20 protein-coding genes and 2 tRNA genes are annotated in these 20,932 nt (G+C 57.5%); 12 read left to right on the forward strand and 10 right to left on the reverse strand.

All coding sequences use genetic code 11. The features are described 5' to 3' along the window. The first annotated feature begins 15 nt into the window (after positions 1–15). The 6 genes from AC13D2_RS01585 (at position 16) to AC13D2_RS01610 (ending at position 4,389) form a co-directional block, all read left to right on the forward strand. Positions 16–90, forward strand: a tRNA-Gln gene (locus AC13D2_RS01585). A gap of 52 nt (positions 91–142) precedes the next feature. Beyond that, entirely contained in the window at positions 143–1,093 is a 951-nt protein-coding gene (locus tag AC13D2_RS01590) for a ribose-phosphate diphosphokinase (protein WP_292050075.1), read from the forward strand. A gap of 156 nt (positions 1,094–1,249) precedes the next feature. Further along, positions 1,250–1,903, forward strand: coding sequence for a 50S ribosomal protein L25/general stress protein Ctc (locus AC13D2_RS01595; protein ID WP_292050052.1), 654 nt, complete (start codon positions 1,250–1,252; stop codon positions 1,901–1,903). Between the two features lie 30 nt (positions 1,904–1,933). Beyond that, positions 1,934–2,521 carry an aminoacyl-tRNA hydrolase gene (gene pth / locus AC13D2_RS01600; protein WP_036204012.1) on the forward strand — a complete coding sequence of 196 codons (588 nt, stop codon included), beginning with the start codon at positions 1,934–1,936 and terminating at the stop codon, positions 2,519–2,521. A gap of 36 nt (positions 2,522–2,557) precedes the next feature. Further along, positions 2,558–3,649, forward strand: coding sequence for a redox-regulated ATPase YchF (ychF, locus tag AC13D2_RS01605; RefSeq protein ID WP_007155291.1), 1,092 nt, complete (start codon positions 2,558–2,560; stop codon positions 3,647–3,649). Positions 3,650–3,669: 20 nt separating this feature from the next. Continuing rightward, on the forward strand, positions 3,670–4,389 hold the full coding sequence (locus AC13D2_RS01610) for a 4'-phosphopantetheinyl transferase family protein (RefSeq protein ID WP_292050053.1): 720 nt from the start codon (positions 3,670–3,672) through the stop codon (positions 4,387–4,389). A 23-nt stretch (positions 4,390–4,412) separates the two neighbouring features. Here AC13D2_RS01610 and fhuF read toward each other — a convergent pair whose 3' ends face one another. Beyond that, positions 4,413–5,183 carry a siderophore-iron reductase FhuF gene (gene fhuF, locus AC13D2_RS01615; RefSeq protein WP_292050054.1) on the reverse strand — a complete coding sequence of 257 codons (771 nt, stop codon included), beginning with the start codon at positions 5,181–5,183 and terminating at the stop codon, positions 4,413–4,415. Positions 5,184–5,395: 212 nt separating this feature from the next. Here fhuF and AC13D2_RS01620 point away from each other — a divergent pair. Next, a tRNA-Met gene (locus tag AC13D2_RS01620) sits at positions 5,396–5,472 on the forward strand. 112 nt (positions 5,473–5,584) lie between these two features. Continuing rightward, entirely contained in the window at positions 5,585–6,010 is a 426-nt protein-coding gene (locus AC13D2_RS01625; protein ID WP_292050055.1) for a PACE efflux transporter, read from the forward strand. On the opposite strand, the gene AC13D2_RS01630 is transcribed toward AC13D2_RS01625, so the two are convergent. The 6 genes from AC13D2_RS01630 to AC13D2_RS01655 are packed head-to-tail and all read right to left on the reverse strand — an operon-like array spanning position 6,003 to position 12,354. Beyond that, positions 6,003–6,707 carry a type 2 periplasmic-binding domain-containing protein gene (locus AC13D2_RS01630; RefSeq protein ID WP_292050056.1) on the reverse strand — a complete coding sequence of 235 codons (705 nt, stop codon included), beginning with the start codon at positions 6,705–6,707 and terminating at the stop codon, positions 6,003–6,005. The genes AC13D2_RS01625 and AC13D2_RS01630 overlap by 8 nt on opposite strands. A 42-nt stretch (positions 6,708–6,749) precedes the next feature. After that, positions 6,750–7,760 (reverse strand): oligopeptide/dipeptide ABC transporter ATP-binding protein, encoded by a 1,011-nt coding sequence (locus tag AC13D2_RS01635; RefSeq protein WP_300499389.1) that lies wholly within the window; start codon positions 7,758–7,760, stop codon positions 6,750–6,752. Then, positions 7,760–8,725, reverse strand: a complete 966-nt coding sequence (locus AC13D2_RS01640; RefSeq protein ID WP_420390651.1) for an oligopeptide/dipeptide ABC transporter ATP-binding protein — start codon at positions 8,723–8,725, stop codon at positions 7,760–7,762. The genes AC13D2_RS01635 and AC13D2_RS01640 overlap by 1 nt, the downstream gene beginning before the upstream one ends. Before the next feature lie 19 nt (positions 8,726–8,744). Then, a complete protein-coding gene (gene oppC, locus AC13D2_RS01645) occupies positions 8,745–9,677 on the reverse strand; it encodes an oligopeptide ABC transporter permease OppC (RefSeq protein WP_421910332.1) in 933 nt (310 codons plus the stop codon). Beyond that, entirely contained in the window at positions 9,677–10,597 is a 921-nt protein-coding gene (gene oppB, locus AC13D2_RS01650) for an oligopeptide ABC transporter permease OppB (RefSeq protein WP_420390649.1), read from the reverse strand. Before oppB ends, oppC begins: the two co-directional genes overlap by 1 nt. An 8-nt stretch (positions 10,598–10,605) precedes the next feature. Beyond that, the gene (locus AC13D2_RS01655) at positions 10,606–12,354 is read right to left on the reverse strand and encodes a peptide ABC transporter substrate-binding protein (protein WP_482938126.1); all 1,749 of its coding nucleotides are present in this window, start codon (positions 12,352–12,354) and stop codon (positions 10,606–10,608) included. Positions 12,355–12,499: 145 nt separating this feature from the next. Between AC13D2_RS01655 and AC13D2_RS01660 the strand changes: the two genes are divergently transcribed. The 3 genes from AC13D2_RS01660 (at position 12,500) to AC13D2_RS01670 (ending at position 17,582) form a co-directional block, all read left to right on the forward strand. Then, entirely contained in the window at positions 12,500–13,777 is a 1,278-nt protein-coding gene (locus AC13D2_RS01660; RefSeq protein ID WP_292050061.1) for an O-acetylhomoserine aminocarboxypropyltransferase/cysteine synthase family protein, read from the forward strand. Positions 13,778–13,917: 140 nt separating this feature from the next. Further along, complete coding sequence (gene lipA / locus AC13D2_RS01665; RefSeq protein WP_292050062.1) at positions 13,918–14,964, forward strand: lipoyl synthase; 1,047 nt, start codon at positions 13,918–13,920, stop codon at positions 14,962–14,964. Positions 14,965–15,068: 104 nt separating this feature from the next. Next, positions 15,069–17,582 (forward strand): efflux RND transporter permease subunit, encoded by a 2,514-nt coding sequence (locus AC13D2_RS01670; RefSeq protein WP_292050063.1) that lies wholly within the window; start codon positions 15,069–15,071, stop codon positions 17,580–17,582. A gap of 133 nt (positions 17,583–17,715) precedes the next feature. Here the strand turns inward: AC13D2_RS01670 and AC13D2_RS01675 are convergent, their stop codons facing one another. Beyond that, positions 17,716–18,168, reverse strand: coding sequence for a Spy/CpxP family protein refolding chaperone (locus tag AC13D2_RS01675; protein WP_292050064.1), 453 nt, complete (start codon positions 18,166–18,168; stop codon positions 17,716–17,718). A 220-nt stretch (positions 18,169–18,388) separates the two neighbouring features. On the opposite strand from AC13D2_RS01675, the gene ylqF reads away from it, so the two are divergent. Next, on the forward strand, positions 18,389–19,276 hold the full coding sequence (gene ylqF / locus AC13D2_RS01680; RefSeq protein ID WP_482938127.1) for a ribosome biogenesis GTPase YlqF: 888 nt from the start codon (positions 18,389–18,391) through the stop codon (positions 19,274–19,276). Here ylqF and AC13D2_RS01685 read toward each other — a convergent pair. Both AC13D2_RS01685 and AC13D2_RS01690 read right to left on the reverse strand, forming a co-directional pair. Continuing rightward, on the reverse strand, positions 19,249–20,058 hold the full coding sequence (locus tag AC13D2_RS01685) for a helix-turn-helix transcriptional regulator (RefSeq protein WP_482938128.1): 810 nt from the start codon (positions 20,056–20,058) through the stop codon (positions 19,249–19,251). The two genes, ylqF and AC13D2_RS01685, sit on opposite strands and share 28 nt — an antisense overlap. Before the next feature lie 54 nt (positions 20,059–20,112). Beyond that, positions 20,113–20,649 carry an Mpo1 family 2-hydroxy fatty acid dioxygenase gene (locus tag AC13D2_RS01690; protein WP_482938129.1) on the reverse strand — a complete coding sequence of 179 codons (537 nt, stop codon included), beginning with the start codon at positions 20,647–20,649 and terminating at the stop codon, positions 20,113–20,115. Between the last annotated feature and the right edge of the window lie 283 nt (positions 20,650–20,932).

Consider the following 20,932-nt stretch of genomic DNA (forward strand, 5'->3'; position numbering starts at 1 on the left):
AAAAAAGCACGATACTGGGGTGTCGCCAAGTGGTAAGGCAACGGGTTTTGATCCCGTCATGCGCAGGTTCGAATCCTGCCACCCCAGCCACCTTTCTCCCGCTTCTTCTGAATCAAACGCCGATACCGAGAAGGATGCCGTCGTGTCCAAACTGATGATTTTTACTGGCAACGCCAACCCGGAGCTTGCCAAGGCCATCGCCCAGAAACTCCACATCCCCATGGGCCAGGCCACCGTTGGAACCTTCAGCGATGGTGAAACCACCGTTGAAATCAACGAAAATGTTCGCGGGCATGATGTCTTCATCATCCAGCCCACCTGCAACCCCACCAACGATAACCTGATGGAACTGATCGTGATGGCCGACGCACTGCGCCGTGCATCCGCCACCCGGGTTACCGCGGTTATCCCCTACTATGGCTACGCCCGCCAGGATCGCCGTGTTCGCTCCACCCGCGTTGCCATCAGTGCCAAAGTGGTTGCAGACATGATTTCCAGCATTGGCGTTGACCGGGTCCTGACTGTTGACCTGCACGCCGACCAGATTCAGGGCTTTTTTGACGTCCCGGTGGACAACATCTACGCCACCCCTGTCATGCTCGAAGACATTGAAAAGCAGCGTTTTGAAAATTTCATCGTCGTCTCCCCGGACGTCGGCGGCGTTGTTCGCGCTCGCGCTGTGGCAAAACGCCTTGATGACGCCGACCTGGCCATCATCGACAAACGCCGCCCCAAGGCCAATGTGTCGCAGGTTATGCACATCATCGGCGATGTAAAAGACAAGACCTGCATCCTGGTGGACGACATCATCGACACCGCCGGTACTCTCTGCAAGGCTGCCAACGCGCTCAAGGAGCATGGCGCCTCCCGGGTTGTTGCCTACATCACACACCCTGTCCTGTCCGGGCCGGCGGTCGACAATTTGAATGCGTCTGAACTGGACGAGCTGATTGTCTGCGACACCATCCCACTGGGTGACAAAGCGCGTAATTGTGATAAGATCCGCATCCTCACTATGGCTGGGCTGCTTGCGGAATCCATTCGTCGCGTCAGTAACGAAGAGTCCATCAGCGCGATGTTTGAGAACGCCTGATCAGCTAACCGCCTGATTTAGTGAAAAGAATCCAGACCGGGAGCCCAGTGGGCTCCCGGTCTGTTTAGTCCGCCGGAAAAACATCCGGCATATCGAAAATGTCACCGGTTCAGGACCTGGTCGCGGGCCGCTCTGGTGAAAATTGAGGTTATAACCATGTCTCAGGAATTTCTTATCGAAGCATTTCCTCGTGGCGATCAGGGGAGAGGTGCGAGCCGCCGCCTGCGTCGTGAGGAGCGTAAAATTCCGGCCATCATTTATGGCGGGAAGAAAGAAGCCACTGCGATTTCCATCTGGCACAACGAGCTGAAAAAAGCTCTGGAAAACGAAGCCTTCTTCTCACACATTCTGACCATCGAACTGGAAGGCAAGAAAGAAAGCGTGATCCTGAAGGATCTGCAGCGTCACCCTTACAAGCCGCTGCTGACCCACGCTGACTTCCTGCGCGTTGACAAGGATCACGAGATCCACGTTAACGTACCGCTGCACTTCCTGAATGAAGAATCTGCACCGGCCATCAAGCTCCAGGGCGGCGTTGCCAACCACCAGATCAACGAAGTGGAAGTGATCTGTCTGCCGCAAAATCTGCCTGAGTTCCTCGAAGTCGACATGACTGCCGTGGAGATGGACCAGGTTGTTCACCTGAGCGACCTCAAACTGCCGAAAGGCGTTCGTATTGCGGCTCTGCTGCAGGGTGAAGACCATGACCTGCCAGTCGTTGCAATCCACAAGCCGCGCGCTGCCAAGACAGAAGATACTGACGAAGGCGAAGACGGCGAAGCGGGTGAAGAAGGCGAAGACAAGGAGTAATCGCTCCTGTACGAATGAGGGCAATGGCAGATGGCACAGGATATCCTCATGGTGGTGGGACTGGGTAACCCCGGCCCCGACTATGCGAATACCCGCCACAATGCCGGCGCCCTGTTCGTCGAAGCACTGGCCCGTGAAACGGGCCAGTCGCTCCGCCCCGAAAAGAAATACCATGGGCTCTACGCCCGAATTCAGCTTCAGGGTCTCGACCTGCATCTGCTGAACCCTTCCACGTATATGAACCGCAGCGGCCTCTCCATCAAGGCACTGGCGGACTTCTTCAAGATTCAGCCCCAACAGATTCTGGTTGCACACGACGAGCTGGACATTCCCCCCGGTACCGCCAGGTTCAAGAAAAGCGGCGGACACGGCGGACACAACGGCCTGCGGGACACCATTGCCCACCTGGGCACCAACGAGTTCCAGAGACTTCGTATCGGCATAGGTCACCCCGGCGACAGCCGCAGGGTTACCGGTTACGTCCTCGGACGCCTGGGCAAGCAGGAAACCGAAGAGCTGAATGCGGTGATCGACGAGATCATTCGGGTGCTTCCTGACGCCGCCAGCGGCAAACTTCCCGCGGCAATGAATCGCTTGCACAGCTTCAAACCGGTATAATCCGGCCAAATTTTTCATACCCAGCAGAGGCATTCCATGGGATTTAACTGCGGCATCGTAGGCCTGCCCAACGTGGGCAAATCCACCCTGTTCAACGCGCTGACCAAATCCGGCATCGGTGCGGAAAACTTCCCCTTCTGCACCATTGAGCCTAACGCCGGCGTCGTGGCCATGCCCGACCCCCGCCTGAACAAGCTCGCCGAAATCGTGAAGCCGGAAAAGGTGGTGGCAACCACGATGGAATTCGTGGATATCGCCGGCCTGGTAGAAGGCGCGTCGAAGGGTGAAGGCCTGGGCAACCAGTTCCTGGCCAACATCCGCCAGACCGACGCCATTGCCCATGTGGTACGCTGCTTTGAGGACGACAACGTCATTCACGTTGCCAACAAGATCGACCCGGCCTCGGATATCGAAATCATCAACACAGAACTGGCCCTGGCTGATCTGGAAACCGTGGAGAAAGCCATCAAACGGGTCCAGCGCGTCGCAAAAAGTGGCGACAAAGAAGCCAAAGCCCAGCTTGAAGTCTTCGACACCCTGCTTCCTGTGCTGAACGAAGGCAAACCGGTTCGCAGCATGAATCTCGACAAAGAGAAGATGGCACTGATCCGCGAACTCTGCCTGCTCACGGTAAAGCCAACCATGTACATTGCCAACGTCAGCGAAGACGGGTTCGAGAACAACCCTCACTTGGACACCGTGAAAAAGATTGCGGAATCCGAGAACGCGGTTGTGGTGCCTATCTGCAACAAGATAGAAGCCGAAATCTCGGAGCTGGAAGACGACGAAAAATCCATGTTTCTGGAAGAAATGGGCATGGACGAACCCGGCCTGGACCGGGTGATCCGTGGCGGCTACAGCCTGCTCGACCTGCAAACCTACTTCACCGCAGGGGTAAAGGAAGTGCGCGCCTGGACCGTGCGCGTCGGCGCCACCGCACCACAGGCGGCTGGCGTAATCCATACCGATTTCGAACGCGGCTTCATCCGCGCCGAAGTGGTGAGCTACGATGACTTTGTCCAGTACAACGGCGAAGCCGGAGCCAAAGACGCCGGCAAGTGGCGCCTTGAGGGCAAGGAATACATCGTCCAGGACGGCGACGTTATCCACTTCCGGTTCAATGTCTGATCACCTCGGAGCGTCCAGCAGTGAGCCTCCTGCCAGCATGCTGCAGTACCCCGGATGACCGGTGGCCCTGGCCCCAGTCGTTTCCGGGGCTTCAGCTGATCAGTCTGGACTTTGATCCCGGCAATCTAAAACCGGACGATTTCACGATCAGCGATATTGCACCGCCACCGTCTGTGGCAAGAGCCGTTGCCAAACGCCAGGCGGAATACCTCGCTGGCCGGGTCTGCGCCCGTGAAGGGTTGATGCGCGCAACAGGTCAACCGGTGGTTCCGGTGCTCGGTGATGATCGGGCGCCGGTATGGCCCACAGGCTGCGTAGGCTCAATCACCCACACCCAGGGTTGGGCTGCTGCGGTTATTGGCCAGCAACAGGACTACGCCGGGCTTGGCCTTGATGCAGAAACCATCATGCCCGATGAACGTGCCCTGCCACTTTGCCGGCAAATTCTGACATCTTCAGAGCAGGAGCGATTCAGTGCCGAGCTGGCCAGTCAGGCGGGGTTTTTTATTACCCTGGCATTCTGCCTCAAGGAAACGCTCTTCAAAGCACTTTACCCCCTGGTTCAGAGGCGATTTTACTTTGAACACGCAGAACTGCTGTCCTGGCAACCCGACGGCCGCGCCCGATTGCGCTTGCTCGAAACCCTGTCACCTGAATGGGTATCGCACACTGAACTGGATGCATGGTTTATTCGGGAAGACCATCGGCTTGTCAGCCTGATAGTGGTTCCAACCTGCTGATATCCTGCTTTTCAAGCGTAACGTCAGACGTTAACGGCAAGACTTTCAGGTAGCTTTGCCCCTTTGGGCGGGCGATCAATATGGGGGCAGTTCTCACACAACTCCAACCCTGGCAAGCGGTAGCGTATGCAGCACTGTCGACGCTGCCGCAACGGAGAAGGGCCCACGTTACGCGGAATATATCGCACGGGACGGTACATTGGATTTCGCTGTCCGTCTGGCCGGTACTCGGCTTCTATCAGCCGCCGCCCATCTTCCAGTCGATTCGACGGCACGCCCATTTGCGCCAGGGCACCCACCAACCACTCAATGTAATTCGCAGCATTGTTCCAGAGCACCTTGCGAGACAATTTAACCTGGCGACTCCACCCCACGACTAACGGCTCGAAATTACTCTCCAGAAGCTCCCTAAAGCGCTCAAACGGACTCGCTGGCACTCCCTCAAAGGGGCGGCCTTCATCGGGAATACGAAAAGCTTCGGGAAGACCATCACAGCCCATAATAATCTCAAGTGTGTCGAGACCGACCGGCAATTCCCGATCTAACACGAGGTTGGCCGTTATCGTCGGAATAACGAGCTTTGCAAAATAGGTACGTGACCATTGGGAGAGCAATGCCCGATCATCGTCACCGGGTTGAGAAAGACGATAACGCTCCAACAACCGCGACAAGCCATCCTCCGTAGCCAAATCCCGCGCCGGAGTAGCCGGGCGCGTATCATCGGGCAACACCAGGATCGACCGGTAGTACTCAAAGTCGCCAACAAACAGCGGCGCAAGCGCAGGAATGGTCATCGATGAAACTACACCATTGTTAAGTGGCCGAAAAGTTAATGCGAGCATATCATTAATGATAATAATTATCATTAATGAATTATCAAGGCCCGAAGAAGGGCCGACTTTCGTTATCTGTAAAATCCGGAAACACAAATCCGAAAAGAGGGTTGACAGTACCGGGTAAAATCCAGAAAATACGCGCCTCGTTTGGAGCTCATCCAGACGAATTCGGCAAGGTAGCTCAGTTGGTTAGAGCACGGCACTCATAATGCCGGGGTCGGCGGTTCGACTCCGCCCCTTGCTACCAGAATTTAAAAGGTTGCGACTTGGGTCGTGACCTTTTTTTCGTTTCGGGGACGCCCCCGCCCTTCCCGGGAATTGAACGCGGGACGACCCGCCTCCATTGTTCCTGAATAGCCATGAGAACCACCAAAGACAGAATCCGTCAGGCCGTCTCGTTCGAGGTCATTGGCCTGCTTATCGCCATCCCATTAGCCGCACTTGTATTTGGCTTCGAGCTCGACAAAACCAGTGTCCTGGCTGCCATCGGTGCAACCATGGCAACCGGCTGGAATTACCTCTTCAACCTCATGTTCGATCATGGGCTGAAACGGCTTACCGGCTCTACTCGTAAGTCCTTGAAGATGCGTTTATTTCATGCCCTCAGCTTTGAACTGGGGCTGATGATAACCTTCCTTCCAGTCATCGCCTGGTGGATGGGTATTGGTCTGGTTGAGGCGCTGGTCGTCGACATCGCCTTCGTGGTCTTTTATCTGGTCTATGCGTTCGTTTTCACCTGGTGCTACGACACTGTGTTCCCTGACAACGACGCCAGACTCAGTTGAGATCGTTTCGATACCGGCACCATCGAATGGCCTGCCGCAGCTTTTCCGTCAGCAGGCCATTCCCATGCTCATGGGAAACGTAAAGGGACAGGTCTACCCAAGCCGCCCTGCGCACAAAGTAATCGCCCTCAAAACCGGCCATAAACTTGTCAACGAGTACCCAGGGAATAACCACAACATCTGCCCGCCCCAACTTGAGCAAGTAGACTGCCTGGCGCCATTCGGATACGTGTAGAATCTTTGCGTTTTCGCCTTGAACCAACTGATCCCCAACGAACTTCCTGACGAACGCGTAGGTGAGGCCAGCCGTCTGGTTGAGGGGAGGCATCTCTTTCAAAAACAGGTACACGTACTCTGTCTGGAAGAGTCGCCCACCGAAATCAGCGTAGCGGTCCCGTTCAGAGGTCTGAACCAGTGGAAAACCCACTGCAACACCGCCCTTTCGCAGTTGGTACAGCAGTTGCGCCAAAGGCATTTCAACAAACTGAAAATTCCCGGGGACCCGCTCGAACACGCATCGATAGAACGCGGAATAGCGCCCCTCCAACGCTCCCTCCGAGACCGTTATTTCCCGCTCTATTCCAGCAACAATCCCGACGCGAACCGGTGGTTCCTGGGCGCGTAAAAGATTCAAGGACATCATGATCGCGAGAAGGGCGATAAGTAGGGGCTGATAGCGCGCAGACTTCCTGTCCATAAGAGTGACCCGCCAACACGGAGATCCATTCACACTACAAGCTTAGTTCAGTTTTTCCTCTCGCTCCACGTAGTGACACGCCACCCAATGCCCTGCCCCGGTCTTGTCTTCCAGCACTGGTATCTCTTTACCACAATATTCAGTGGCCAGCGGGCATCGCGTGCGGAACACGCAGCCGCTTGGGGGATTCATGGGTGAAGGCAGGTCGCCCTCCAGTTCCACCGGGGGCTTGGCCCGCTCCCTCTCCGGATCGGGAATCGGCACCGCGGCCATCAGGGCCTGAGTGTAGGGATGCCGGGGGTTGGCGAACAGTTCAGCTCGAGTGGCGTTCTCGGCCACATTGCCAAGGTACAGCACCATCACACGGTCGCTGATGTGCTTGACCACGCTCAGGTCGTGAGCAATGAAGATCAATGACAGCCCCATGTCTCGCTGCAGATTTTTGAGCAGATTGATCACCTGAGCCTGTACCGACACATCCAGGGCGGAGACAGGCTCGTCGCAGATGATCAGTTTCGGCTCCAGGATCAACGCCCGGGCAATGCCCACCCGCTGGCACTGGCCGCCTGAGAATTCGTGGGGGTAGCGGTTTTTCTGGTGCGGGTGCAGGCCGACGCGGTCCATGATAGCGTCAACTTTTTCCCGCAGTTCGGCACCCTTGATGTCCGGGTAGTGGGTACGCAAAGGTTCAGCGATGATATCGCCGACCGTCATGCGGGGCGACAGGGAGGCAAGTGGGTCCTGGAAAACCATCTGCAGGCGCTGGCGACGTTTACGCAGTTGTTTCAGGCTGAGCCCCCGCAGGTTCTCTCCCAACCACACCACCTTTCCCGCCTGGCTGGGCACCATACCCATGATGGCCCTTGCCAGGGTGGACTTGCCGCAGCCGGATTCCCCCACAATGCCAAGGGTTTCGCCCTCGTTGAGGGTGAAGCTGACGTTGTTCACCGCTTTTAGTGGCTGCGGCCGGGTCCAGGGCCAGGCATTGCGAGGCATGATGTCGAAAGTGACCTGCAGGTTTTCCACCGCCAGCAGGCGTTGCTGTTCACTCATCAAATTGCCTCCCTTGGCAGATTGCATACACGAATGTGCTCTGCCCCGAATCGCTCAGGCGGGTCGAGTTCGTGATAGCAGCGCGGCTCCGCCACGGGGCAACGGTCGCAGAACGGACATCCCGGCGGCAGGTTCATCAGGTTGGGCGGATTGCCGGGGATGGTAACCAGTTCCTCCATCTGCTCATCAATACGCGGAATGGCGCCCATCAGGCCTTTGGTATAGGGATGGGCGGGCTCACGAAACAGGTCCCGGGTGGAGGCAAACTCCATCATCTGGCCGCCGTACATCACTAACGTCTGGTCGCAGCTTCCAGCCACTACGCCCAGGTCGTGGGTGATCAGGATAATCGCGGTGTTGAATTCCTGTTGCAGCTCCCGCAGCAGGTCCATCACCTGAGCCTGTACCGTGACATCCAGGGCGGTGGTGGGTTCGTCCGCAATCAACAGGCGCGGCCGGCACAGCAGGGACATGGCGATCATTACCCGTTGACGCATGCCCCCGGAGAATTCGTGGGGGTAACAATGAATACGGTTGCGGGCCTCGGGGATACGCACCGCGTCCAACATCTGCAGGGATTCCTGCAGGGCCTGCTTGCGGCTGATGCCTTTGTGTTGCACCAGCACTTCGATGAGCTGGTCGCTGACTTTCATGAACGGGTTAAGGGACGTCATCGGGTCCTGGAAAATCATGCCGATGCGGGCCGCACGAATCTGATTCATGCGCTTTTCCGGCAAGTTGAGCAGTGACTCGCCTTCAAACATCACCTCGCCACTGACCCGGGCGTTGTCGGGCAGCAAGCCCATGAGGGCAAACACTCCCTGGCTTTTACCGGCACCTGATTCCCCCACGATGCCCAGAGTCCGCCCGGCCTCCAACTGGTAGCTGAGGCCCCTCACGGCCTGTAAGGCGCCATCCGGTGTATCGAAGGCCACTTCAAGATTGCTGACTTCCAACATTGCCATAGATCGGGTTCCTGCCGGCTCAGCGGTCTTTGGGGTCGAGAGCATCCCGCAGCCCGTCGCCAAGAAAATTGAAACAGAACAGAGTGAGCACCAGCATCAGCATGGGAAAAATCAGGGTCCAGGGGGCGGTCCACATGGCGTCAGCCCCTTCGGAAATCAATGCACCCCATGACGTGTAAGGTTCCGACACCCCCAGCCCGAGAAACGAAATGAACGATTCGAACAGGATCATTTCCGGCACCAGCAGGGTTGCATAAACAATCACCACACCCAGCACATTGGGTACGATGTGGCGAAGAACAATCAGCAAGGGATGCACACCGACGGACATGGCGGCCTCAATGTACTCCTTGCGTTTCAGGCTCAGGGTCTGACCCCGCACAATCCGGGCCATATTCAGCCAGCTCACCGCGCCGATGGCCACGAAAATGAGCAGCACATTGCGCCCGAACACCGCCATCAGCACGATCACCAGGAACATAAAGGGAAAGGCGCTGAGCACTTCGAGCGTTCGCATCATGATGGCGTCGGTTCGGCCGCCCACATAGCCGGATATGGCACCGTAGAGGGTACCGATAACCACGGCCGTCAGGGCTCCGAGAACGCCCACCATGAGGGAAATGCGGCTGCCCTGCACGGTGCGTTGATAGAGGTCCCGACCGATGGGGTCAAGGCCAAAATAGTGCTGACTGGCCAGGCTGGGCACGCCGTCTTCGTCGAGGTTCGGCAGACTTGCCCAGTCAATGGACTCGTTGTCCCAGGGGGACAGGAACTGGCCGAAAGCGGAAAACAACAGCAACAGGACCAGCACCACAAGGCTCGCCACCGCGGCCCGGTGACCCATGAAGCGCCGTCGCGCGTCTCGCCACAGGCTACGGCCTTCGGTGTAGGCGTCTTCCGCAAGGGTATCCGCCAGTTCGCCCATGCCCGCATGTTTGTCGGAGAAAAACATCAGTAACGCACCCTCGGGTCCAGCCAGGTATAGAGAATATCCACCGCGGCGTTAAAGACGATGGTCAGCACGCCCACCAGAATGGTAACCCCGAGAATCAGCGAGTAATCCCGGTTGATGGCACCATTGACGAAGTGCTGGCCAATGCCGCCCGTGGAAAATACCTGATCAATAATCACCGAACCGGTGATGATGCCCACGAAAGCCGGCCCAAGGTACGACACCACCGGAATCAACGCGGGCTTGAGGGCATGGCGCAATACGATCTTGTGGCGGGGAATGCCCTTGGCCCGTGCTGTGCGGATGAACGGACTACGCAGGGTCTCGATCATGCTGCTACGGGTAATCCGCGCCACCTGCGCAATATAGGATGTCGCCATGGCGATGATGGGCAGCACGATGTATTCCACCTGCCCGCCTTCCCAACCGCCGGCAGGCAACCAGCGCAACGTGACGGCAAACAGCAGCACCAGCAACGGCGCCATCACGAAATTGGGGAACACCACCCCGGTCATGGCGGCGGTCATCACCGTGTAGTCCGGCCAACGGTTCTGTTTCAGGGCCGCAATCACCCCCAGCCCTACCCCGAACACCACCACGAACAGGAAGGACCAGGCGCCGATGTAGGCGGACCGGGGAAAGCTGGACTCGATCAGCTCATTGACCGTGAAGTCCTTATAACGGAACGAGGGACCCAGGTCGCCCTGGGCGACGTTGCCCACGTAGATGAGGTACTGCTGCCACAGGGGTTTGTCCAGGTTGTATTTGGCCTCGATGTTTTCCATCACCGCTTCGGGCACATTACGCTCGTTGGTGAACGGGCCGCCAGGGGCCGCGTGCATCAGCACGAACGAGACAGTGATCAACGCCAGTATGGTTGGTACCGCTACAGCCAGACGCCTGATGATAAAACTGAACATGGCTTCCCTCAGTCTGCCGTGATGTACATATCCTTGCTGTAAACAATGTTACGGGGGTTCTTCTCCGGATAACCCTTCAGGGATGGGCTCACCAGCGCCACCGTGGTGTTGAAGTACACCGGCACCACCGGAAACTCTTGCCACAGAATCTCCTCGGCCCTGACATAATAGGGATTGGGATCGTCGCTGGAACGGGCATCCAGCAGCAACTGGTCGTATGTTTCATTGCTCCAGCCGCCGTCGTTATTACCACTGTCGCGGGTTAGCAGGGTCAGAAAGGTGGAGGCTTCGTTGTAATCCCCTTTCCAGCCAAACCGGGCGATACCATAGTTGCCAGCCTGCTTCTCGGAGAGGAAGGTCTTCCACTCCAGATTGCTGATGGTGACCTTCGCCCCCAGTTTCTCTTTCCACATCTGACTGACCACGATCGCCAGCGCTTTGTGGCTTTCATCAGTGTTGTAGAGCAGCTCAAATTCCAGTGGGTTATCTTCATTGTAGCCGGCTTCCTCAAGGGCTTCGCGCGCCTCTTCATCGCGGCGGGTCTGTGGCCAGGTAGCGTACTCCGGCTGCCGGAAGTCGAAACCGCTGACGTAGGGAGGTGTCAGCGTGAATGCCGGCATCTGGTTGCCCCGGGTGATGTAGCTGACGATGATATTGCGGTCAATGGCGTAGGTCAGCGCCCGCCGCACTCTCACGTCGTCAAAGGGCGGCCTGTTGACGTTGAAGGCATACATGTACGTGGCCATGCTGGGCACCATCACCAACTCTTTGGGCCGCACTTTTTTCAACCGGGCCATCTGGGACACCGGCACCGTGGAGGTCATGTGCAACTCGCCACTGGCGTAGCGCTGAAGCTCGGCGGACGAAGACTCGATCGGCAGGTAGACCACCCGGTCGATGATGGTTCTGCCATCCCCCCAGTAATGGGGATTGCGAGCCGCCACCAGCTTCTCTCCGATATGCCAGGCCCGCAGCGTATAAGCGCCATTAGAGACCATCTTGCCAGGCCTGGTCCAGTCCTCACCGTGGGCCTTGATGGCCTGGCTAGGGGCGGGAAACATGGTGTAGTGAACGGTCATGTCCGGCAGGTAGGTGATCGGCTCGTCCAGGGTTACCTCGAAGGTGAAATCGTCGACGGCACGCACACCCAGCGTATCCGGTGCCTTGTCCCCAGCGATGATCTCGCCGGCATTGGCCACCCCGGCGGACTCGATGTAATACGCATAGTTTGAGCCTACCTCCGGGTCCACCGCCCTGCGCCAGCCGTACACGAAATCCTGGGCGGTAACGGTGCTGCCATCGCTCCAGCGGCCGTCTTCACGGAGCTGGAATGTCCAGGTCAGGTTGTTGTTCGAGGAGGCCCAGGACGTCGCCATCGCAGGCTCGGTATCCCCTCTGGGGCCGCTGCGGGTCAACCCTTCGAACAGGTCAACCACGATGGCGCCACCCACGCTGTCCTGCACCAGCTGGGGGTCCAGCGAAGCCGGTTCGCTCGCGTTGCCCCGAACAAGTATCTGTCTTCGTGCCAGCTTCTCTCCAGTAGTCGGGTTTTCCTTCAGGCGGGTCTCCGGTGCATCAATACCCGCAGCATCCAGCGCCCGCTCACCACCTTTTGCGTGATTATCGTCGCTATCGCTACAGGCAACGAACATCAATGGGGTCAGGCAGACCAATAGTGCACGGGACAGCCAGCGCCCGCTGCCTTCCTCCATCCGGTTTGCTTTACTCGCTATTGTTTGCAGGTTGTAGACAGTCATATCTGTTCGAACCTAGCGCGGAAACACGGAAGTCACAAGCTGATGCGAGCCTACATGAAACAATGCTCACATTCTCATGCCTGTGGCATACTCACTCGGGATGTTCGAACTCGACAAAAACGCATGACAAAAGGGATGCTCAACCATGAAACCGGAAACCCTCGCCCTTCACGCTGGCTTCGACGGCGACCCAACGACCAACGCCGCAACCACGCCCATCTATCAGACTACGTCCTACACGTTCGACGACACTCAGCACGGTGCGGACCTGTTTGACCTGAAGGTACAGGGCAACATCTATACGCGCATCATGAACCCCACCAATGCCGTATTGGAGGAGCGTATGGCGCAGCTTGAAGGTGGTGTGGGTGCCCTCGCGGTGGCCTCGGGTATGGCGGCCATCCTTTACTCCCTGCAAACCATCTGCAAAGTGGGCAACAACATTGTCAGTACCGGCCAGCTCTATGGCGGCACCTACAACCTGTTTGCCCACTCGTTGCCAAACCAGGGCATCGACTGCCGTATGGTGCGTCACGACGACTTTGAGGCAGTGGAGAAAGCGATTGATGACAACACCCGCGCCCTGTTCTGCGAATCCATTGGCAACCCGGCCGGTAACGTGGTGGATATCCAGCGCTGGGCCGATATCGCCCACAAACATGGCATCCCGCTGATTGTCGACAACACCGTGGCAACGCCTTTCCTGTGCCGGCCTTTCGAACACGGTGCAGACATCGTGGTGCACTCGCTGACCAAATACATCGGCGGCCACGGCACCACTGTAGCGGGTGTGGTGGTCGACTCCGGGAAGTTCGACTGGGCCGCCAACAAGGCGAAGTTCCCCATGCTCAACGAGCCGGACCCCTCCTACCACGGTGTGGTCTATACCGAAGCCCTTGGCGCCGCTGCTTTCATCGGGCGCTGCCGGGTGGTTCCCCTGCGCAATACCGGCGCAGCGTTGGCTCCATTTAACGCATTCCTGATCATGCAGGGGCTTGAAACACTTGGCCTGCGCATGGAAAGACACTGCGAAAACGCCGAAAAAGTGGCCAATTTCCTGCAGAATCACCCATCAGTGGAGTGGGTGAACTACGCCACCCTGGCCGACAGCCCCTACAAAGCCACCTGTGACAAAATCTGCGGTGGCCGTGCGTCGGGCATTCTCAGTTTCGGCATTACCGGCGGACTCGAGAACGGTGCAAAGTTCATTGACGCCCTGCAACTGATCTACCGCCTGGTCAACATTGGTGACGCCAAATCCCTAGCCTGCCACCCTGCCACAACAACACACAGACAGCTCAATCCCGAAGAGCTGGCGAGTGCGGGGGTCAGTGAAGACCTGGTGCGCCTGTCGATTGGCATTGAGCATGTGGATGACATCATTGCTGATATCAGTCAGGCACTGGACCAAGCCATCGCCTGACATAGCCACCGGGTACGACGAAAGTCGTACCCGGAACCCCCGTGATTATCCGTACCCGTCTTGTATCCTCTGTTGGCGCAGATTACCCTTTAGGGTCAGCCAAGCTTTTTATCCGCCCCCGAGAAGAGAGTCCCCCAGTAATGAGCGACAGCGCCAAATCACGCGTCACCAGTGGTTCCAAGTTCCGCAACGAACATGGATTCTCAGCGATCAAGGATGGCATCAAGCGCTCGGGCTCGGGCATCATCGACACCAAAACCCAACGCAAACCTTCCTGGCTGCGTGCACGCATGCCCGGTGGCGAGCGCTACGAAGCGGTTCGGAAGAACGTCAGTGAACACCGTCTGAGTACGGTATGCCAGGAGTCCCATTGCCCGAATATCGGCGAATGCTGGGCCAATGGTACCGCGACCATCATGGTGATGGGCTCCGTGTGCACCCGCGCCTGCCGCTTCTGCGCCGTTGATACCGGCAACCCCAAAGGCTGGCTGGACCATGAGGAGCCGGAAAACACCGCGAAATCCGTTGAACTCATGGGCCTGCGCTATATCGTACTAACCTCTGTGGATCGAGACGATCTGGACGACGGCGGTGCCGCTCACTATGCGGCCTGCGTATCCGCCATCAAGGAACGCACGCCTCAAGTGGCAGTGGAAGCCCTGACGCCAGACTTTGACGCCGTCATGGCGCACGTTGAAAAGGTCGTGGACTCCGGCCTGGACGTTTTTGCGCAAAATGTGGAAACCGTGAAACGCCTGACCACCCGTGTGCGGGACCCCCGCGCCGGATACGAGAAAACCCTCAGCGTACTGGCCCACGCCAAGCAGTACCGTCCGGACGTGCTCACCAAGACCAGCCTGATGCTGGGCCTCGGTGAAACGGAAGAGGAAATCCTCGAAACCATGGATGACCTGCGGGCTATCGGCGTCGACATTCTGACCCTGGGCCAGTATCTGCGCCCCACTCAGAACCACCTGCCGGTGGAACAGTATGTGACCCCGGAAGACTTTAACCGTTACCGTGAGATTGGCCTGGAGAAAGGCTTTATGGAAGTGCCATCGGGCCCCATGGTGCGCTCCAGCTACCGTGCCGATCGTGTCTTCGAAAAGAACAACCTGGGCCTTGCAGTGCCAGAAGTACCTGCTTCCTCCAACGCACAGCAGATTCCGGTCAAAGCGGTAGACTGAACCACTGATCAATTCCCTGGAATAGGCCTCAAACAAGGGCGCCGTCGACTGGCTGTTTGTGGCACACTCTGCACTCGCTTTCACTGTGTAGGGTAATTCTTGCGATGTCCTGGCTTCGATCTTTCTATGACCGGCTGATTTTTCCCCGTCCTGTTCTGGTACTCCTGCTGTTCGGTGCCCTGCTGTTGATAGCCAGCCTGCGGCTGGACCAGTTCCGCCTGGATGCCTCGGCCGAGTCGCTTGTTCTTGAAGATGATCGCTCCCTGGAGCAATACCGGGAGGTGAATCGCCGCTTCACCACCTCCGACGATTTCCTCGTTGTCACCTACACACCCGACCAGGAATTGTTCAGCAATGAGGGCCTGGCGTTGCTGGCGTCATTGCGGGACGAACTGGCCGCCCTGGAGAACGTCAACTCCACCAACAGCATCCTCAACGTCCCCCTGCTCCACAGCCCGGACCTGACCCTGGATACCGTTGACTCCGAGATCAAGACCATCGATGAGGATGGCGTAGCTCCGGAGACCGCCAGGAAAGCATTGCTCAACAACCCGTTGTATCCAAACCTGCTAATCAGCGAAGACGCACGAACCACCGCGATACAGGTGAATCTGCCTACTCCCGAGCGCTATTTCGAACTGCTTCGGGAGCGCAACGAGCTGCGGGACAAAGCGCAGAACGGCCAAGCCTCGGCAGAAGAACAGCAAAGACTGGAAACCGTCAGCCAGGCATTCATCGAGTTTACCGAAGCCCAGGGCGAGGAGCGGGACCGCACCATCAAACGGGTCAGGGACATCCTCGACAGCTACCGTGACCGCGCCGAGATCTACCTGGGCGGCGTGCCCATGATCGTTGCTGACATGATCCGTTTCATCCAGAACGACCTGTCCACCTTCGGTATTGGCGTGCTGATATTCCTGCTGTTGACCCTGGCGATCATTTTCCGCCAGTGGCGCTGGGTGCTGGTGCCGCTGTTGTGCTGCAGCTTTACAGTGTGGCTGGTGATCGGTTACCTGAGCTGGGCGCAATGGCCAGTCACGGTGATTTCATCCAATTTCGTGTCGTTGTTGCTGATCATGACTCTTTCGCTGACCATCCACCTGATCGTTCGCTATCGGGAGTTCCAGCACGACGACCCTGAAGCCGAATCACGGGATACGCTGCGGCGCACTCTGCTGGCCATGATCAAACCCTGTTTCTACATGGCCATCACCACCATCGTTGCTTTCGGCTCGCTTACCTTCAGCGGTATCCGCCCGGTGATCGATTTTGGCTGGATGATGACCATCGGCCTGACCGTGGCGTTCCTTATCACATTTATCATCTTCCCAACCCTGCTGGCGCTGCTGCCACCGCCGGTGGACGACCGGGTGCGTTCCAACCGGATTCCCTTTACCGATTGGTTTGCGCGGTTTACCGAGCACTACGGCAAAACCGTACTGGTCGGCTCCGCCATCCTCGCGGTGCTCTGTGTCATCGGCCTGAACCGCCTGACGGTGGAAAACAGCTTCATCGACTACTTCAAGTCCAGCACTGAAATCCACCAGGGCATGATCACCATCGATAATCGCCTGGGAGGCACAACCCCGCTGGATGTGGTGATTACGGACGACAAGCCTCCTGAAAGCGAAGCCAGCGGCGATCCCTTTGCCAGTGGTGGTGATCCCTTTGCCAGTGACTGCGACCCGTTTGTAGAGGACTGCGAGGGTGCGGAGGAATACCGGGACACCTGGTTTACCTATCAGAAGATGGATCGGCTGGGCAAGGTTCACGATTATCTGGACAGCCTGCCAGAGACCGGCAAGGTCATGTCCATCAGCACCACACTGGGCATCCTTGCCCAGGTTAACGGTGGCGAGCCCCTGAATGCCCTGGAACTGGCGTTCGTGCCCTCAGCGGTGCCGGATGACTTGAAGGACATTCTTCTGACGCCCTACATCAGCGAAGAGCACGACCAGGCCCGCTTCAGCATCCGCATCCTGGAGACCTCCCCGGACCTGCGGCGGCAGGCATTGCTGGACCGCATTCGCACTCACCTCACCGAAGAGATGGGTTTTGAGGACGATCAGGTGAAGCTCACGGGCATGACGGTGATGTACAACAACATGCTGCAAAGCCTGTTCGATTCCCAGATCAAGACCATCGGCATTGTCTTCCTGGCCATCATGGTGATGTTCTTGATCCTGTTCCGGTCGATAAAGCTGGCGCTGATCGGCATGGCCCCCAACCTGATCGCGGCGGGGTCGGTGCTGGGCCTGATGGGCTGGCTGGGCATTCCGCTGGATATGATGACGATCACGGTGGCGGCGATTACGGTGGGCATTGCGGTGGACGACACTATTCACTATATCCACCGTTTCAAGACGGAATTCGAGAAAGATGGCGACTACCTCGCCACCATGCACCGCTGCCACCGCAGCATCGGGCAGGCGATGTTCTTTACCTCGCTGACGATTATTACCGGGTTTTCGATCCTGGTGCTGTCGAATTTCATCCCGACCATCTACTTCGGGTTGTTCACGGGATTTGCCATGTTCATGGCTTTGGTGGGGGCGCTTACGTTGTTGCCTCGGCTCATCTTGCTGGTTAAGCCGTTTGGCGCACGGGCGAGTTTCTGAAAGCCCCCCTCTCCGCAATGCTTAAGCACGAAATCACAGGCTATAAATGAGAAAACCGCCAAGGCCATAAGCCAAGGCGGTTTTCCAAGCTCCAGACACGAACCCAGAAGGCAGCAGTTGGAGCTACCGGCGCTTACTGCATACCTTTCTGCTGCTGCCGCTGCATCTGACGCTGCTGTTGCATCTGCTGCTGCATTTGCTGCATACGCTTGTTCAGCTCATCGCGCTGCTCTTCGGTAAATACTGCATCAACCTTCGCCTGCATCAGGGTGGACATGGCTGTCATCTCGCCAGTGACGTCACCAAGCTCTTCCGCTTTTTCACGAATCGCATCTTCGTCGAAATCCGGCTTGATTTGGGCCTGGATCTGCTGCTGCAGTTGCTGGGCTTCGCCCTGAAGCTCCTGAATCTCAGCCTGCATCTCTTCAATGATGCCGCGAATTTCTTTCTGCTGGTCTTCACTCAGGCCAACCATCTGAGCCAGCTGATCAACCTGGTCCGGCTGCCCACCAGATTGCTGCGCCATCGCCGGAGAGGACAGCCCGATAGCAATCAGGGCAATTCCGAACAGTTTCACGAGCTTCATAGAAATCTCCACTAATCGATTATTTAAGTCGCTTTCGGTTTTCGAGCCCTACACCCTAAATCAAAACAACCGGGTATTTCACCCCGAACCCCCTTCTTTTTGTACATACTTCACACCCTCACATGCCTCAGCTCCCACCATGGGCGGGTTGAGAGAAATGTGAAAATTTAGTCATTACCGTCCATAATGGCGCCGTTCAGCCACTTCAGGAGTATCAACCATGGCCATTAACTGGTTTCCAGGGCACATGCACAAGGCCCGCAAGGAAATCAAAAAGGTAATGCCCCAGATGGATCTCATTATCGAGGTCGTGGATGCGCGCCTGCCGTTCAGCAGCGAAAACCCGCTGGTCCCTGCCCTGCGCGGTGATACACCCGTCATTAAAGTACTCAACAAACGGGACCTGGCTGACCCGACCATTACCGAACAATGGCTCAGCTGGCTCGAAAAGGAACGTGGCGTGCGGGCCATCACCATGACCCACAACCAGCGTGCGGAAGCCCTCGATATACTGCGGCTGGCTGGTGAAATGACGCCGGATCAAGATCGCCAGAAGCGGGCGTTGCGGGTGATGATCCTGGGCATCCCCAATGTCGGCAAGTCCACGCTGATCAACACCATGGCGGGCCGGCCGGCAGCCAAGACCGGGAATGAGCCCGCAGTAACCCGGGCGCAGCAGGCCATCAAGCTGCCCGACAACGTCCTGCTCTATGACACACCGGGGTTTCTCTGGCCCAAGCTGTCCCCAGAGGCCTGCGGATACCGTCTGGCCATTAGTGGCGCCATTCGCAGTGCGGTGATTGAGTTTGAGGACGTGGCGTTATTCGAAGCGGATTATCTGCTGGACGCGTATCCCGAACTGGCAATGGCGCGCTACGGGTTCGAAGAAAAGCCTCGAGACGGCCTGGCCCTGATGGACGGAATCGCGGCAAAACGGCGATTCCTGGGGAGAGGCGGCGTTCCGGACCTGCACAAGGTTTCGGAAATACTGCTCAACGAATTCCGCTCCGGAAAGCTCGGGCGAATTTCATTGGAGACACCCGCCATGGTGGAGCAAGAAGCCCGGGAAGAGGCTGAACGTCAACGCGAGAAATCAGACAAAGCCTGATCATCGAGACCACAACGGCATACGTTGAACCATCCCGCCGCCACATAGGCGGACGGCAGTGCGTCGAACATATCACGTGCCGTGCGAACCAGATGGGGCTGATCATAGAATCCAGCCTCAGTCGCCAACCGGGAGACGGATATACCCGGCTCCCAGAACGCCAATGCGCGGTTGATCTTCAGGTGCAGAAGAAAGCGGCGCAGCGGCACGCCCGTTTCCTGACGAAACAGATGAGTCAGCCGTGACGAGGACAGCCCGACACTTTGAGCCAGAGAGTTCAGCTCCAGGCGATCCGGCAGCTCCGCCCTCAGTTTCCCGCAAATAGCCGCTATACGGTCGTCCAGTGCAACGGGCGCGTGCCCGCTCTGAGAAGCTACCCTTGCCAACGCGCCGGCCATGGCCTCGCAGTCTGTCTCTTCGGGATCAGGCAGATCCACACCGGTCAAGGAAAGATCCGTGGAGGCCATGCCTGCCGTAACGTATTTCAGGGACCGCCAGTAAACGCTGTCGGGATCGAGCTGGGCGATCCAGATTCTGGCCTCCCCGGGCTCCAGTGCCTGGGGAACATCAGGGGCTACGATGGCGGCGCGGGTTTCCCGCCATTCACCGTCCACAGCCAGCCGAAAGGGACGGTCGAGCCCCACCAGCAAGGAAGCGCTAATGTGGCGATGGGAGCGGTTGGGCATTAATTGCCCGAGTACCTGCCAGTGATCCTGCCACAAAAATACGGTGCCCTTGTGGTCCTGATCGCTGGTTGGCCTTTTAAGGGGCGGAGCCTGCATGGCGCTACACTCAACTCTGCATTTCCCTGCAAGCATACCTCAAGCCGCCTTGATTCAGTGACTCTGAGGCTGACGCCCACCGTTATGGCCACTTTGGGGGCCACTCTGGGCATAGGGCACCGGTATTCCCAGCTTCGCCGCAAACTCGATGCTAACGAAGATCGGCCCGATCAGCAGGAACACAAGGTCTTCCACAAACGACGGCTTCTTGCCTTCAATTTTATGGCCGACCACCTGGACCGCCCAGGCAACGATCCAGACCACAAGACTGGCCCAGAACAGGGACAGACCACTGACCAGCACACTCTGTATGGCCCACAAAGACAGTACAAACCAACCCGCCATCAATACGAATACCCAAAGCGACAGGCGCAGATAGACGATACCCGACAAGCCCGCGAGAATCGTGGCACCGTTGACCCAATACGCCCCAGAGCCAGAAAGGCCAAACCAGCTCCCTACCGGTATCAGCCAGAACAATCCCAGTGTTGATATCAGGATTGCCGGAACGCAGGCAATATGGACCCACTGGTTGACGGTGTTCTGATGGCTGTCGCCGTAGTCATGCAGAAATTGAGACAGTGAACGCACGGTGGATCTCCCTCGGGTTATTGTTGATAAACGGCATCTTACCAACGTCCATGATCGCCGCCTTGTACGTAACGGCTATGCCGGCTCGCCTGGCCTCTTCTGGCACCTTACCAAGGTCAAATATCGCCGCAGCGCCAAAGCGCCTAGTGTTCCGTGCGGTTAATTCGATGACTTATTATCGATTAAACTCAGCTTTGCCCTCGCGACCGATGTCATAATGGATTCGGCGCTTTTGTGCCATCGGAATGGCTTGGCCAGTGTCTCATTATGAACCTTGATGTAC

This window comes from Marinobacter sp. B-12 (assembly GCF_056857915.1).